14 protein-coding genes are annotated in these 14,928 nt (G+C 75.1%); 8 read left to right on the top strand and 6 right to left on the bottom strand.

The features are described from left to right. Positions 1 to 12: 12 nt before the first annotated feature. From BM339_RS24850 to BM339_RS24835, 4 genes are read left to right on the top strand one after another with little or no spacing between them, the layout of a single operon-like run. Positions 13 to 1,332 (top strand): sensor histidine kinase, encoded by a 1,320-nt coding sequence (locus BM339_RS24850; protein ID WP_256255443.1) that lies wholly within the window; start codon positions 13 to 15, stop codon positions 1,330 to 1,332. After that, the gene (locus tag BM339_RS24845) at positions 1,329 to 1,994 is read left to right on the top strand and encodes a response regulator (protein WP_075022378.1); all 666 of its coding nucleotides are present in this window, start codon (positions 1,329 to 1,331) and stop codon (positions 1,992 to 1,994) included. Before BM339_RS24850 ends, BM339_RS24845 begins: the two co-directional genes overlap by 4 nt. A 55-nt stretch (positions 1,995 to 2,049) precedes the next feature. Then, positions 2,050 to 2,739: an RNA polymerase sigma factor gene (locus tag BM339_RS24840; RefSeq protein ID WP_021600354.1), complete on the top strand. Its 690-nt coding sequence runs from the start codon at positions 2,050 to 2,052 to the stop codon at positions 2,737 to 2,739. Next, positions 2,736 to 3,536, top strand: a complete 801-nt coding sequence (locus BM339_RS24835; protein ID WP_024936602.1) for a methylated-DNA--[protein]-cysteine S-methyltransferase — start codon at positions 2,736 to 2,738, stop codon at positions 3,534 to 3,536. The genes BM339_RS24840 and BM339_RS24835 overlap by 4 nt, the downstream gene beginning before the upstream one ends. A 107-nt stretch (positions 3,537 to 3,643) precedes the next feature. Here the strand turns inward: BM339_RS24835 and BM339_RS48880 are convergent, their stop codons facing one another. Beyond that, positions 3,644 to 3,955 (bottom strand): hypothetical protein, encoded by a 312-nt coding sequence (locus BM339_RS48880; protein ID WP_143118583.1) that lies wholly within the window; start codon positions 3,953 to 3,955, stop codon positions 3,644 to 3,646. A 65-nt stretch (positions 3,956 to 4,020) separates the two neighbouring features. On the opposite strand from BM339_RS48880, the gene BM339_RS24830 reads away from it, so the two are divergent. Continuing rightward, positions 4,021 to 8,343, top strand: a complete 4,323-nt coding sequence (locus tag BM339_RS24830; RefSeq protein WP_075022377.1) for a Pls/PosA family non-ribosomal peptide synthetase — start codon at positions 4,021 to 4,023, stop codon at positions 8,341 to 8,343. 15 nt (positions 8,344 to 8,358) lie between these two features. Here the strand turns inward: BM339_RS24830 and BM339_RS24825 are convergent, their stop codons facing one another. Then, on the bottom strand, positions 8,359 to 9,315 hold the full coding sequence (locus BM339_RS24825) for a DMT family transporter (protein ID WP_083597881.1): 957 nt from the start codon (positions 9,313 to 9,315) through the stop codon (positions 8,359 to 8,361). An 83-nt stretch (positions 9,316 to 9,398) separates the two neighbouring features. On the opposite strand from BM339_RS24825, the gene BM339_RS24820 reads away from it, so the two are divergent. The 3 genes from BM339_RS24820 to BM339_RS24810 all read left to right on the top strand — a co-directional run bounded on the left by BM339_RS24820 (position 9,399) and on the right by BM339_RS24810 (position 11,498). Beyond that, the gene (locus tag BM339_RS24820) at positions 9,399 to 9,950 is read left to right on the top strand and encodes a CGNR zinc finger domain-containing protein (RefSeq protein WP_075022376.1); all 552 of its coding nucleotides are present in this window, start codon (positions 9,399 to 9,401) and stop codon (positions 9,948 to 9,950) included. 124 nt (positions 9,951 to 10,074) lie between these two features. Then, a complete protein-coding gene (locus tag BM339_RS24815) occupies positions 10,075 to 11,151 on the top strand; it encodes an NAD-dependent epimerase/dehydratase family protein (RefSeq protein WP_075022489.1) in 1,077 nt (358 codons plus the stop codon). A gap of 95 nt (positions 11,152 to 11,246) precedes the next feature. Next, a complete protein-coding gene (locus tag BM339_RS24810) occupies positions 11,247 to 11,498 on the top strand; it encodes a hypothetical protein (protein ID WP_021600350.1) in 252 nt (83 codons plus the stop codon). 98 nt (positions 11,499 to 11,596) lie between these two features. Here the strand turns inward: BM339_RS24810 and BM339_RS50820 are convergent, their stop codons facing one another. From BM339_RS50820 to BM339_RS24790, 4 genes are read right to left on the bottom strand one after another with little or no spacing between them, the layout of a single operon-like run. Next, a complete protein-coding gene (locus tag BM339_RS50820) occupies positions 11,597 to 11,761 on the bottom strand; it encodes a CDGSH iron-sulfur domain-containing protein (RefSeq protein WP_021600351.1) in 165 nt (54 codons plus the stop codon). A gap of 52 nt (positions 11,762 to 11,813) precedes the next feature. Next, positions 11,814 to 12,515 (bottom strand): HemK2/MTQ2 family protein methyltransferase, encoded by a 702-nt coding sequence (locus tag BM339_RS24800; protein ID WP_075022375.1) that lies wholly within the window; start codon positions 12,513 to 12,515, stop codon positions 11,814 to 11,816. A gap of 14 nt (positions 12,516 to 12,529) precedes the next feature. Continuing rightward, positions 12,530 to 13,636 carry an iron-containing redox enzyme family protein gene (locus BM339_RS24795; protein WP_075022374.1) on the bottom strand — a complete coding sequence of 369 codons (1,107 nt, stop codon included), beginning with the start codon at positions 13,634 to 13,636 and terminating at the stop codon, positions 12,530 to 12,532. 13 nt (positions 13,637 to 13,649) lie between these two features. Next, entirely contained in the window at positions 13,650 to 14,927 is a 1,278-nt protein-coding gene (locus tag BM339_RS24790) for a carboxylate-amine ligase (protein ID WP_075022373.1), read from the bottom strand. Position 14,928: the final 1 nt, after the last annotated feature.

Below are 14,928 nucleotides of genomic sequence, written 5' to 3'. Positions count from 1 at the left end.
TACGGTTGGGCCGTGACAGCGCCCCCGGAACACCGCAGACGCCTGCCCGCCGTGCCGGGCCGGACGTGGTGGCCGCGCGGCCGCGCGGCCGACCTGGCCGACGCGGTCCTGGCGGGCCTGGTGCTGGTGGTGACGCTGTCGATGAGCGCCGCGGCCGCCAAACCCGAGGACCGCCCGCTGTGGCCGGGCGGGCTGGCGCTGATCGTCGTCGGCGCGGCCGCGCTGGCGTGGCGGCGGCGGCATCCGGTCGCGGTGCTGCTGATCGGGGTGGTGGTGCCGCCGCTGTACTACCCGCTGGGGTACCCCGACGGGCCGGTCGGCGCGGTGCTGTGGGTGGCGCTGTTCACCGCGGCCGTGGAGTGCCGGCTGCTGGTGTCGCTGGGCGCGGTCATCGTCGTCAACGCCGAGTTCCTGACGGTGGCGGTGACCCGGGGCGGCGGCGGTGACCCGGACGCGATCGTGGACGCGCGCGGCGTGGCGTCGCTGTCGATCGGGCTGCTGCTCGCGGTCGGGCTCGGGCAGTACGTGCGCAGCCGGCGGGAGATGGCCGAGGCCGCGCTGCGGCGCGCCGCCCAGGCCGAGCGCGACCGCGAGGAGGAGGCGCGGCGCCGCGCGGTCGCCGAGCGGCTGCGGATCGCGCGGGAGCTGCACGACGTGCTGGCCCACCAGATCTCGCTGATCAACGTGCAGGCCGGGGCGGCCCTGCACCGCCGCGACGACCCCGACCGCGCGTACACGGCGCTGGAGGCGATCAAGGCGGCGAGCAAGGAGACGCTGCGGGAGCTGCGCGAGGTACTGGGCGTGCTGCGGCAGGTCGACGCCCCCGACGCCGGGGGCGCGGTCGATGGAAGCGATCGGGGTGATGGGGGGACGGTGCCGCCGCCGTCACCGGTGCCGTCGCTGGAGCGGATCGGGGACCTGCTGGACCGGACCGCCGCGGCCGGCCTGTCGGTCCGGCGCGTCGGCGACCTCGCCCGACCCGGCGAGGAGGCCCTGAAGGCGCTGGCGGGGCTGCCGGTGCCGGTCGGGCTGGCCGGCTTCCGGATCGTGCAGGAGGCGCTGACCAACGTCGTGCGGCATTCGGGCGCGACGTCGGTGACGGTCGAGGTGCGGCGGCTGCCCGGCGAGGTGATCGTGCGGGTGGACGACGACGGGACGGGCCCCGGACCCGCCGCCGAGGGCGGGAACGGGCTGCGGGGCATGCGCGAGCGGGCGGCCGCCGCGGGCGGGGAGCTGACCGCCGGGCCGGGCCCGGCGGGCGGATACCGGGTGTGGGCGCGGCTGCCGCTGGACGGCGCCGCGGAACTTGGCGAGCGGGAGGACGAGGCGTGATCCGGGTGATGCTGGCCGACGACCAGACACTGGTGCGGGCGGGGTTCCGGTCGATCCTGGAGGGCGAGGACGACATCGAGATCGTCGCCGAGGCCGGGAACGGCGAGGAGGCGGTGGCGCGGGCCCGGGAGCTGCGGCCCGACGTGGTCCTGATGGACATCCGCATGCCCGTCCTGGACGGCCTGGAGGCCACCCGCCGGATCATCGCCGACCCGCGCCTCGCCGACGTCCGCGTGGTGATCTTGACGACGTTCGACCTGGACGACTACGTCTACGGCGCGATCAAGGCCGGGGCCAGCGGGTTCCTGGTGAAGGACACCGAACCGCCCGAGCTGATCCACGGGGTGCGGGTGGTGGCGCGCGGCGACGCGCTGCTGGCGCCCACGGTGACCCGGCGGCTCATCGCCGAGTTCGCGTCCCGGATCACCGCGCCGCCCCCGGCCGTCGAGCTGAACTCCCTCACCGACCGGGAACGCGAGGTGCTGGAGCTGGTCGCGGCCGGGCTGTCGAACGAGGAGATCGCCGGGCGGCTGGTGCTGTCGCCCGCCACCGCCAAGACCCACGTCAGCCGTATCCTGTCGAAACTGGGGGCACGGGACCGGGCGCAGCTGGTGGTGCTGGCCTACGAGACGGGAATGATCCGCCCCGGCTGGCTCGGCTGACCCCGGGGCTGCAACGGGGCTGCAACCGGGCCGGTCACGGCGGTGTTGAACGGATGTGACGGTCACGGACGAAGCTCTTGCCCACACCCCGCCCGACACCGGCGCCGGTACCGGTCCGGGCGCGGGCGGTGACGGCGCCGCCGGCGAGGTCGTCGCGGCGCTGGCCGACGACCTGGACGCCGGGTTCGCCGTCCTGTACGAGGCGTACCGGGGCGCGGTGTTCTCCACGGCGCTGCGGCTGTGCGGGCGGTGGGCCGAGGCCGAGGACCTGTCCGCCGAGGCGTTCCTGCGCGCCTACCGGGCGCTGGCCGGATACGAGGCGGACCGGATCGCCGAGCTCCGGCCGCGGGCGTGGCTGCTGACGATCCTGACCAACGTGTGGCGCAACGGGCTGCGCACCGCGGCGCGGCGCCCGCCGCCGGGCCCGATCGAGGACGCCCCGGACCCGCCGGACCCGGGCGAGGGTGTGGAGGACGCCGTGGCGCGGCACGAGACCGGCCGGGAGCTGGCCGCGCTGCTGGCCGAACTTCCCTGGTCCCAGCGCGCCGCCGTCGTCCTGCGGCACGTCACCGACCTTCCGGTCGCCGAGATCGCGGTGATCCTCGACGTGCCCGAGGGAACCGTCAAGTCCCACATCTCCCGCGGCCTGGCCCGCCTCCGCCGGCTCCGCACCGCCGGGCCGCCCACATCCGGGCCGGCCGCACGGCACCGCAGCGACCCTCCGCAGAAAGGGGGCATCCGATGACCCGCACCGATCCCGCCGGCGGCCCGGCCGGCGCCGAGCCCGACCGCGATCTCGCCCGGGAGCTGGCGGCGCTGGCCGCCGACGCGCCTCCCGCGCTGCTGGACCGCATCGCCGCCCGCCGCGTCCACGTCCCCGGGCCCCTGGAGGGCCTGCAGGTCGCCTTCACCGACCACGGCGTCGCCTACCTGCGCGCCGGGATGGACGAGCAGGAGTTCGCGGCGGCGTTCCGGGCCCGGTTCGCGCGGCCGCTGCTGCCCGCCGCCCGCCCGCCGGCCGGGCTGGTCCCGGCACTGCGCACCGGGCGGCTCGGCGGGCTGCGGCTGGACCTGCGCGGCCTCAGCGACTTCGAGGCCGCGGTGCTGCGCGCCGCGGCGCGGATCCCGCGCGGGCAGACCCGCCCGTACGCGTGGGTGGCGCGGCAGGCGGGACGGCCGAAGGCGGTCCGGGCGGTCGGGTCGGCGCTGGGCCGCAACCCCGTCCCGCTGCTGATCCCGTGCCACCGGGTGACCCGGTCGGACGGCGCGCTCGGCGACTACGTGTTCGGCGCCGGCGCCAAGGAGCGGCTGCTGCGCGCCGAGGACGTCGACGTCGACGAGGCGGCCGAGCTGGCGCGGCGCGGGGTGCGGCTCGTCGGGTCCGACACCACCGGGATCGTGTGCTACCCCACCTGCGGTGACGCCCGCCGGATCAGCCCCGGGCACCGCCGCGGGTTCCGGGACCTGGCCGCGGCGCGGGCCGCCGGGTACCGGCCGTGCCTGCACTGCCGCCCCGGCGACCCCGACCCCCGGCCCGCGTGAGCGTACCGGTCGGCGGCGGGCGGCGATCCCGGTCATTCGCTCTTGCCTTCTCGCGCAGACGGCTGCCGGCTACGTCGAAGGCCACGGACCAGCTCCTAGAATAGCTTTTACCTCTGATTCGAGTTGCTCGAAAATATCCATGCCGAGCGCCGGGAGTTGACGTCGAGCGGTGTTCGCCAGGGCGGCGTCGCCCATTCGGTTCGCAGCTGCCCGCTGGATCGTCCGCTGCCGCCACCGGGATCGGTCACGTGCACGTCATGGCCGGGCAGTGACGCCGCCGGACCATCCAAGAAAAGGAAAAACGGGTCGTTGTAATCGTCAAAGCGAAATTGTGTTGATGTGAAGAACGCCCCACGGTTCGATGAAGCCAGAATCTGGCCAGACCAGGTTGGACTCGTGATGGTGTTGGCGGGCATCATGCACGGGCACCGACGACATCGCGGGAAATGAATGGTCAGGTGGTTCACCGATCTGGGGAGCGAGAATGGCGGCGAACGGCACGGGCCGGGCCACCCCCGGCGAGGCGGTCGGCCATGTCACCGCAGACCGCGTCCTGGTCTGCGCGGGACGCGAGCACAGGACGCGCTGGCAGCGGGGCGAGCGCCTGGAGCACCTGTTCGAGGAGCGGTGCGACCGGCTTCGGGCGCAGGGCTCCCACGACCATCCCGCCGTCGACGCCGACGGCACCACCCTCACCTACGACGACCTCGACGCGAGGGCCAACCGGCTCGCCCGCCACCTGCTGGCGCGGGGAATCCGCCCGGGCGACCGGATCGGGCTGCTGTTCGACCGGGCCCCGCCCTCCTACGCGGGCATGCTGGCCGCCCTGAAGATCAACGCCGTGTACGTGCCGCTCGATCCCGGCTACCCGCCCGACCGGCTGTCCTACATCGCGGCGGACGCGGGCGTGCGGACCGTGCTGTCGCTCTCGCACCTGCGCGAACACCTGTCGCCCGCCAAGGCGGAGGTCGTGTGCCTGGACGAGGCGGAGCTGCAGATCGCCGCCCTTCCCGGCCACCGCCTCACCAGCACGGAGAAGGGCGCCCCGGCCGACGACCTGTGCTACATCATCTACACCTCCGGCTCGACGGGACGGCCCAAAGGCGTGGCGATCCAGCACGCCGCCGTCTGCAACTTCGTCCGCGTCGCGGTCGAGGTCTACGGGGTGGAGCCGGAGCACCGCATGTACCAGGGCATGACGATCGCCTTCGACTTCTCCGTCGAGGAGATCTGGGTGCCCCTGGTCGCGGGTGCGACCCTGGTCCCCCGGCCGAGCGGGGCGGCGCTGGTCGGCACCGAGCTGAGCGACTTCCTGCGAAACGCGCGGGTCTCGGCCCTGTGCTGTGTCCCGACGCTCCTGGCCACGCTCGACCAGGACCTTCCCGGCCTGCGCTTCCTGCTGGTGTCCGGTGAGGCGTGCCCGCAGGACCTGGTCGCCCGATGGCACCGGCCCGGACGCAGATTCCTGAACGTCTACGGGCCCACCGAGACCACCGTCACCGCCACCTGGACGACGCTTCACCCCGACCGGCCGGTGACCATCGGCGTTCCGCTTCCCACCTACTCGGTGGTCGTCCTGGACCCGGCCGAGGACCGTGCCCTGGAGCCCGGCCGGCCGGGCGAGATCGGCATCGCGGGGGTCGGGCTGGCCGCCGGGTACGTCGACCGCGAGGACCTGACCCGCAGCAGGTTCGTGCCCGATTTCCTCGGCATCGAGCACAACCCGTCGGGCCGCATCTATCGCACCGGGGACCTGGGCCGGATCAACGCCGACGGCGAGCTGGAGTACCACGGTCGCATCGACACCCAGGTCAAGATCCGGGGATACCGCATCGAGCTGACCGAGATCGAATCGGTCCTGTCGGAGGTGCCGGGGATCGCGCAGACGGTGGTCGGCGTCCACGAGCCAGAACCGGGCGTGGTCGAACTCGTCGCGTACTACACCCGCCGGTCCGGCAACGGCCGAGGCGAATGCGACGGGGACGGCGCCGGCCACCGTGAACGCCTGCACCGGCGGGCGCGAGAGCGGCTGCCCCGCTACATGGTGCCGGCGTACTTCGAGGAGCTCGACGCCATCCCGATGCTGCCGAGCGACAAGGCCGACCGCGGCAGGCTCCCCGCACCGAGGGGTCCGCGCGGCCTCGCCGCCCCCGCCGGCGGCGGCTCCGCCCCGGCCCGCGGCACCGAGCGGCTGCTCGCCGACGCGCTGGCCGATCTCATGCGGCTGGAAGGCGCGCCGGCCGACGCCCACTTCTTCGACGACCTGGGCGCCGATTCGCTGGTGATGGCCCGCTTCTGCGCCTCGCTGCGGGAGCGGACGGACCTGACGGCACTGTCGATGGCCGACATCTACCAGAACCCGACGATCAGGGACCTGGCCGCGATGATGGACGCCACGGCCCCCGCGCCCGCCCAACCACCACCACGACAGCCGCCAGAACAGCCGTACGTGGCGGCGCCGGTCCCGGCGCCGGCGAAGGCACCGGGGCGCACGGTGGAGTACGTGCTGTGCGGCCTCCTGCAGTTGCTGCTGTTCCTCGGGATCGTCTACCTCGGTGCCCAGGTCGCCCTCGGGTACCGGTGGGTGGCCCATGCGGGCGGACCGCTCGACCTCTACCGGCGGGGGCTGGTCTACGGCTGTGCGGTCTACGGGTACCTGTGCGTCCTGCCGATCCTGGCGAAGTGGGCGCTCATAGGACGCTGGAAGCCCCGGGAGATCCGCGTGTGGAGCCTGTCGTACGTGCGCTTCTGGACGGTCAAGACGCTGGTACGGGCCAGCCCCATGGCGCTCTTCACCGGATCACCGCTCTACGCCTGGCACCTCAGGATGCTGGGAGCGAAGATCGGCAAGGGGACCGTGATCTTCTCCAGGACGCCGCTGTGCACCGATCTGCTCAGGATCGGCGCCGGGACGATCATCAGGGAGAACTGCGCGATGTCCGGATACCGCGCCGACGCGGGCGTCATCCGGACCGGCACGATCACCCTCGGCGACGACGTCTTCGTCGGCGACCAGACCGTCCTGGACATCGACACCTCCATGGGCGACCGGTCCCAGCTCGGGCACGCCTCGTCCCTGCACGCCTCCCAGAGCGTGCCGGAGGACGAACGCTGGCACGGATGCCCGGCCCGGCGTACCGACGCCGACTACATGCCGGTTCCCCCGGCACGCTGCGGCACCTTGAGGAGATTCGCCTACGCATTCACCCAGCTGTTCGTCCTGCTCGCGGTCTCCCTGCCACTGGCGGCCATGGTCTTGACCGTGCTCTTCACGCGGTTCCCGGTGCTCGACGAGGTGCTGGGCCCGCACCCGGAAGGGCTCGGCAGCCCGGGGTTCTACCTGGACGCCCTGCTGCTGTCCACCGTGCTGTTCTTCGGCGGCGCTCTCACCGGACTGCTGGTGGTGGTGACCGTCCCGCGCCTTCTCACCCTCCTGGTCAGGCGGGACCGGGTCTATCCGCTCTACGGGATCCACTACTGGGCCCAAACGGCGATCAAGCGCGCGACGAACGCGAAGTTCTACACCGACCTGTTCGGCGACAGCTCCTACATCGTCCCCTACCTGCGCGCCCTGGGGTACCGCTTCGCGCGGCCGATCGTGCAGACCGGCACGAACTTCGGCACCGAGCTGAGCCACCATTCGCCCTACCTGACCACGGTGGGAAGCGGCACGATGGTGTCCGACGGGCTGTCGATCATGAACGCCGACTTCTCCAGCACGTCCTTCCGGGTGTCGCTGGTGACGATCGGGGCGCGCAACTTCCTCGGCAACGCCATCGCCTTCCCGGCCGGGGCCCGCGTCGGCGACAACGTCCTGCTCGGCACGAAGGTCGCGGTCCCCGTCGGCGGGCGGCTGCGGGAGAACGTCGGGCTGCTGGGCTCGCCCTGCTTCGAGATCCCCCGGTCGGTGCGGCGCGACCACGGGCCCGCACACCTGGACAAGACCTTGGACAAGACACTGGACAAGACCCTGGACAAGACCCTGGACAAGACCCTGGACACCGGGGAGTTCCACCGTCGCCTGGCCGCCAAGAACCGCCACAACCTCGCCACCATGGGCCTGTTCCTGCTGGTGAAGTGGTTCGGGTCCGCCGTGGTGATCACGCTGTGGCTGCTCGCCGAGGAGGTGTCCCAGGGCCGGCGGGCGCTGGGGATCGTCGCGGCGGTCCTGGCCAGCCTGCTGTTCGGTGTCGGCTACGCCGTGCTGGTCGAGCGTGCCGTCACGCGGTTCCGTCCGCTCAGCCCCCAGCTGTGCTCGATCTACGATCCGTACTTCCGGTGGCATGAACGCCTGTGGAAGCTGGGCGCGCCGGCACCGTTCAGCGGAACCCCGTTCAAGAACCTCATCTGGCGCCTGCTCGGCGTCCGCATCGGCCACCGGGTCTTCGACGACGGCTGCGCGGTGCCGGAGAAGACGCTGGTCACCATCGGGGACGACGCCACGCTCAACGCCGGCAGCGTGATCCAGTGCCATTCGCTGGAGGAGGGCGTCTTCAAGTCCGACCGGACCACGCTCGGCGCCAGCTGCACCCTGGGCGTCGAATCCTTCGTGCACTACGGCGTGACGATGGGGCAGGGGGCGACGCTCGACGCCGACTCCTTCCTCATGAAGGGCGAGCAGGTCCCTCCGCGGGCGCGATGGCGCGGCAACCCGGCGGGCCATACCCGCACGGCCTCCCGCCACCTCACCACGCCGGCGACGGCCGTCCCCGCCCGGGCCGAAGGCGCCCCGGCGGCGCCCCGCGCACGCCGGCCCGGCACCGGCGACGCCCGTGCACAAGGGAAGGAGGCGCGGCCCGGGCCGTGAGAGGGCGTTCCCCGGTCAGCGGCGGGCGGCCAGGGCGACCCCGGCGCCGCCCAGCAGCAGGCCCGCCACGGCCATGGCGTTCAGCGACTGCCCGACCGTCAGCCACGCCATGACCGCGGTGACCGAGGGGATCAGGAAGAACAGGGTGGCGACCCGGGCCGCCGGGGCGCGCCGCAGCATCAGGTTCAGCAGCACGAACGCGCCGATGGAGTTGACCAGCACCATCCAGCCGAGCGCGGCGCCGAACGGCGCCCAGTGCGCCACCCGCGGCGCCTCGGTCAGCAGCGACAGCGCGCCGAGCGGGACGGCGGCGGTGAGGAACTGCGCGGCGGTGCCCGTCCGGACGTCCATGGCCGGGACGAACCGCTGCTGGTAGAGGGTGCCCAGGCTCAGGCCGAGCAGGCCCGCCGCGCACAGCGCCACCCCGAGCGGTGAGAACGCCAGGCGGCCGGCGACGGCCAGCACGACCCCGGCGCCGCCGAGCGCGAACCCCGCCCACTGGCGGGCGGTGACCCGCTGCCCCGGCAGCAGCGCCGACAGCGCCGCGATCACCACCGGGTTCAGCCCCTGGACGAGCGCGACGACCGCGGCGGGCAGGCCCATGTCCATGGCGGTGTAGAGGGCGCCGAACTGGACGGCCTGGATCAGCAGCCCGCTCACCGCCACGTGCGCCAGCGCCCGGCCGCGCGGCCAGGGCGCCCGGACGGCGACCGCGAACGCCGCCAGCAGCAGCCCCGCCAGCCCGAACCGGGCGAACAGCAGCAGCAGCGGCGGGGCCGCGTCCACTCCGACGACCCCGGCGATGAACGCGCTGCTCCACAGCAGCACGAACACCGCCGGGACGGCCCGCACCGCCCGCCCGCCGGAGACGGGCGGGGCCGGGACTGCGGCGTGTCCCGCGTGGTTCGCGGTGGGCGAGCCGGTACCGGCGTCCCGCCGCCCGGTGTCCACCCGCCCGGTGTCCACGGCCATCGGACCCCCTTGGTAACCGGTCAAGACGGTTACTGAGTCTGGGCCCCGGCCACGTAACCTGTCAAGCCGGTTATGATGGGGGGATGACGTTCAGGTTCGTCAGCGGCAACCTCGCCCTCGACTTCGCCGGCACCCTCCAGCACCGCCGGCACGACCGCCGCGAACTGCTGCGCGACCCCGCCGACCTGCTCGCCTGGACGACCGCCGCCGGCCTGGTCACCGGCACCCCCGCCCTGCGGCCCGGCGACCTGGACCGCGCCGTCGCGCTGCGCGAGGCGATCTTCCGCGCCGCCGGCGCGGCCATCCGCGGCGAACCCCCCGCCGACGACGACCGCGCCACGATCAACGCCGCCGCCGCACCGCCGCCCCCCGTCCCCTCCCTCCCCGGCCCCGGCGCCGCCGGTAACCCCGTGCACCGCGCCGGGGACGTCCGCGCGGCCCTGTCCCAGGTCGCCCGCGCCGCGATCGACCTGCTCGGCGGAGCCGTCCCCGGCACCCTCAAGGAATGCGGATCGGGCACCTGCACCCGCCTGTACCTCGACACCTCCCGCCGCGGCACCCGCCGCTGGTGCGACATGCGCGAATGCGGCAACCGCGCCAAGGCCGCCGCGTTCCGCGCCCGCCAGCGCACCTGAACCCCGCCGGCCCCGGCGCGCCCGGCTTCGCGGAGCCGGCGCGGGCATAGAACGGCACGGGACGGGAATGGGGCCGTCCACCTGCGGGAATCCCGCGGGAACCGCCGACGAGGGGGAGATCGCCATGCGCGTCGTCGTCACCGGCGCCACCGGCAACATCGGGACCAGCACCATCCGCGCGCTCACGCAGGACCCGGCCGTCACCGCCGTCACCGGACTGGCCCGCCGCCCGCCCGGACCCGGCGCCGAAAGCGAGACCGACCCGTCCGGCACCGGCAGGCTCCAGTGGGCCGAGGCCGACGTCACCGACACCGACCTGGTCCCGCTCCTGCGCGGCGCCGACGTCGTGATCCACCTGGCCTGGCTGTTCCAGCCCACGCACCGCCCCGCGGTGACCTGGGACGCCAACGTCATCGGCAGCGCCCGGGTGTTCGACGCCGCCGCCCAGGCCGGCGTGCCCGCGCTGGTGTACTCCTCCTCGGTCGGCGCCTACTCCCCCGGCCCCAAGGACCGCCCGGTCGGCGAGTCCTGGCCCACCCACGGCTGGCCCGGCGCCGCCTACAGCCGCGAGAAGGCCTACGTCGAACGGCTCCTGGACGCCTTCGAGGCCGCCAACCCCAGCTGCCGCGTCGCGCGGATCCGGCCCGGGTTCATCTTCGAACGCCAGAGCGCCGCCCAGCAGCGGCGCCTGTTCGCCGGGCCGCTGCTGCCCGGCAGGCTCGCCCGCCCCGGTCTCATCCCCATCGTCCCGGACCTGCCCGGCCTCCGCCTGCAGGTCCTGCACTCCGCCGACGCCGGGCAGGCGTTCCGCCTGGCCGCCACCGGCGACGCCCGCGGCCCCTTCAACATCGCCGCCGACCCCGTCCTGGACGCCGCCGAGCTCGCCGGCCTCCTCGGCGCCCGCACCGTGCGGCTGCCCGCCCGCGGCGTGCGGGCCGCCCTCGCCGCCGCCTGGGGCCTGCACCTGGTCCCCGCCTCACCCGGCCTGTTCGACCTGGCCCTGCAGATCCCGCTCATGGACACCGCGCGGGCCCGCACCGAACTCGGCTGGACGCCCCGGCACACCGCCCGCGAGGCCATCACCGAGTTCCTGGAGGGCCTGCGCACCGGCGCCGGCCGCGACACCCCGCCGCTGTCCCCCGGGACCGGCGGGCCGATGCGCGCCCGCGAGTTCAGCACCGGCGTCGGCCGCAAACCCTGACACCCGGACACCCGGACACCCTGACCCCGCGAACCCGATACGAAGCCCTGACGCCACCGGCCCACACGCCGCGGCCCCGACCCGGAGGTCACCCCATGCCGACGATCACACCCGACCACCTGTACGCCCTGCTGGCCTCCGCCGACCGCGGCGCCGCGCTCGTCGTCATCGGCGGGGAGGCCACCGTCGTCCCCGCCGACCCCGGCCGCGGCGACGGCCCCGAGGACGCCCTGGTCATCACCACGCGGGACGCCGTCATCGCCGAACTCGACACCGGCGCCAACGAGGAGCAGATCGAACGCCTCGCCCAGCGCCTGGACGTCGCCCTCGACAGCCTAGGCGGCTGACTTCCGCGCCTCTTCGCACTCCGGCATGAACGGCCCTGCCCCGCGATCTGGCTCGGCGGGCCGCGGGGCAGGGGCGCCCAGGCGGCCATGGGGGATCATCACTCGCGGCGGCGGCGCCGGTGGCTGGTGTCGCAGAACGGGTAGGCGCGGCTGCGGCGGCACGCGCACAGCGCCACCAGCCACCGGTCCGACACCACCGTCGTGCCGTCCTCCAGCACGACCTCGACCGGGCCCTCCACCAGCACCGGCCCGCCCGGCACCATCCGCACCCGTCGCCGCTCCCCCGCCCCCGCGGGCACGGCTCCGGGCGCGGTGTCAGGCGGCCCGCCGGGCGCTGTCACGTCCCCTCCCCTCCTCGATCCGGGCGGCGCGTACCACCACCAGCTCCTCATACCGCTGGTCCGGATCCACCAGGCCGCGCGCCCGCAAGGCGGCCGCGCGGCGCCGCATCACCGGGCCGAACGGCTCACGGTGCCGCGCCACCACCGACGCCCGCATGCCCGCGCCGCGCAGCGCCACCAGCGTGGCCGCCACCCCGTTCAGCGACGAGTGCACCATCAGCAGGGTCCCCGACGGGCTCAGGTGCCCCGGCGCGCCGGCGCAGATCCGGTCCAGCAGCGCCCGCCCGTCCGGCCCCGCCTCCCACGCCCGCGCCCGGCCCCGCACCGACGCCGGGTCGGCGTCCCCCGCCACGTACGGGGGGTTGGCCACGATCACGTCGAACTCCTCGCCCGCCACCGGCGCGAACAGGTCCCCGCGCAGCACCCGCACCGGCAGGCCCCGCATCCGCGCGTTCACCCGCGCCGCCAGCACCGCCTGCGCGGACACGTCCACCGCCACCACCCGGCAGCCCGCCCGCGCCGCGGCCAGCGCCACCGCGCCCGTCCCGGTGCCGAGCTCCAGCACCCGCGCGCCCGGCGGCGCCCCCACCTGGCCGAGCGCCCGCAGCAGCTCCCCCGCCAGCAGCGAGGTGTCGGACTGCGGCCGGTACACCCCCGGCGGCCTGAACAGCAGCATTCCCCGTCCCCCCTTCACCCAGCGGCCCGCAGCCCCGCGGGCGAGCCCGGCAGCCAGCCCGGCAGCGGGCGCCGCAGCGCAGACCGCCCCTGCCGCCACCGGTCCAGCAGATGCGCGCCCAGCCGGTCCTCCAGCAGCCCGGTCGCCCGGACCCCCAGCACCACGTCCCCCGCCAGGCCCGGCTCGGACTCCAGCAGCCCGCCGACCACCTCGTGCCGCAGCACCTGCTCGTGGACGGCGTCGGCCTCGACGTGCTCGGTGTAGAAGAACCGGGCCCGCGGCCCGGCGCCCAGCCGCTCCAGCGCCCGCACCATCCGCCGCGCCGACGGCGCCGTGGTGATCTCCGCCGCGGCGAAATGCCCCACCAGCGCGGCCCGCAGCGACCGCCGGAGCCCGAACAGCGACATCATGTTCACCGTCGCCAGCATCACCGCCGGAGCCGCGTCCACGTACGCGCCGTAGGAGGGGTCCAGGCCGAGGTCGTCCAGCAGATCGGCGTACAGGCCCTGATGGATCATCCGCGGGCGGCCGCCGCCGAACTCGTCGTTCTCCACCGCGACCAGCGCCGTCTTGACCCCGCCCCGCAGCCGCGGGATCACCCACGCGTGCGGATCGGCCTCCTTCAGGTGGTACACCGACCGCAGCGCCGCGTGCTCGAGCAGTTGCCACCACTCGCCCTCGTCGCGCAGGCGCTGGGACACGCCGCGCGCGTCCACCGGCTCCACCAGCAGATCCTCCAGCGCCTCCACCACGTCGCCGTCACCGGGCACGTCACGGCGCAGCGCCGCCAGGAACACCGCCTCCATCGCGCCGCGCAACCGCAGCAGCCCCGGATCCCACTCCCAGTCCGGATCCACACCGGCGAACCCCCGGTAGTGCAGCTCGTAGCACAGGTGCAGCGCCAGCTGCAGGTCCTCCCCGTAGGGGTCCGCGCCCGCCACCTCGGCGCCCGGCACCCCGGCGATCGCAAGCGGCGGCGCCGGCGCGTGTAAGCCCGGGCCCGGGGCCGGGCCCGATTCCAGGGCGGCCGCGACGGCGCGCGACAGCGGCCCGCGCGGCTCCGGCATCACCGGGTCGCCGGCGGGCCGCCGTGCGGGCGGCAGGTCCTGCTGAACGCTCATGTCTCCTCCGTCATCAGGGGGCGTCCGGCTCCGGTACCCGCTCACCCGCGTCCCATACGCACGGTTTCTCCCCTGATGTCGCACTGGGCCCCTCCGCGGGCCCGCCCGGCCCGTCCGAGCCGGTGCCCGCGCCCGCCAGCCCACCGGACTCGGTCTGCCGCGCCAGCATCTCCACCACCGCGCGCGGGCCGCCCCGGCGGGCTGCACGGCGCTGCCGCTCCGCGCCCGTCCCGGCCCTGCGCACGCCCTCCACCAGCGCCAGCACCGTGTCGAGGTCACCCGAGCGCGCCAGCGCCGGGCCCGCGCGGGCCACCAGATCGTCCACCCGCCGCCACGCCGGGACGCTCCGCCCCGCCACCGGGTCCACCATCGGGCCGTCCATGCCGTGCCGTGACGCGTTCCACAGCGCCGCCGCGCACACCTGCCCGTCCGCCCGCGGCGCCTCCCGCCCCTGCGCCAGGTCGTCCAGCGCCGCGCCGACCAGCCCCCGCACCAGCGCGGCCTGCAGCAGCGCCTCGTCGGCGGTGGCCGCCGCGTCCGCCGCACGCACCTCCACCGTCGGCCACCGCGGCGACGGCCGCGCCAGCCAGAACGTCATCGCCGCGTCCACCAGCGCCCCCGCCTCCACCAGCGCCGCCACCCGCGCGTCGTACTCGGCCGCCGACGCCGACCACGGCGGCACCCCCGCCCCCGGGAACCGCGACATCTCCACCTGCCGGCGGCCCGGATACCCCGCCGCGCGGCCCCGGTCGAACGCCGAGTTCACCGACAGCGCCATCAGGACCGGCAGCCACGGCCGCAGATGGTTCACCACCGTCACCGCGGTGTCCCGGTCCGGGACCCCGACGTGCACATGGCACCCGCACGCCTGGTAGTCGCGCACCACCTCCCCGTAGGCCGCCACGATCGCGCCGAACCGCTCCCCCCGCGCGACCGGCGGCGCAGGGCCGCCCAGCACCGGCGTCCCCGCCGACACCAGCAGCGCGCCGCACTCCCGCGCCGCCTCCGCCAGCCGCGCCCGCCCGTACCGCAGCTGCGCCCGCAGGCCCGCCAGGTCATGGCACACCCCGGTCGTCGCCTCCACCTGCGAGGCCAGCAGCTCGCCCTGGAACGAGCCGCCCGTTCCCGCCCACCGGTGCGGGCCCGCCGCGCGCAAGACCTCCTCGGCGCGCCCGACGCACTCTCCCGACTCCGCGTCCACCAGCAGGAACTCCTCCTCCACCCCGAGGCTCCCGCCCGCCGTCCCGGCGTCCGGCGCGCGGCCGTCCCCGACCGGCTCATCTCCGCCCATG

Origin of the sequence: Actinomadura madurae (assembly GCF_900115095.1) — a bacterium.
GTDB lineage: Bacteria > Actinomycetota > Actinomycetes > Streptosporangiales > Streptosporangiaceae > Spirillospora > Spirillospora madurae.
The sequence above is the reverse complement of the archived record's forward strand: the minus strand, read 5'-3'. Positions and strand labels throughout refer to the sequence as shown.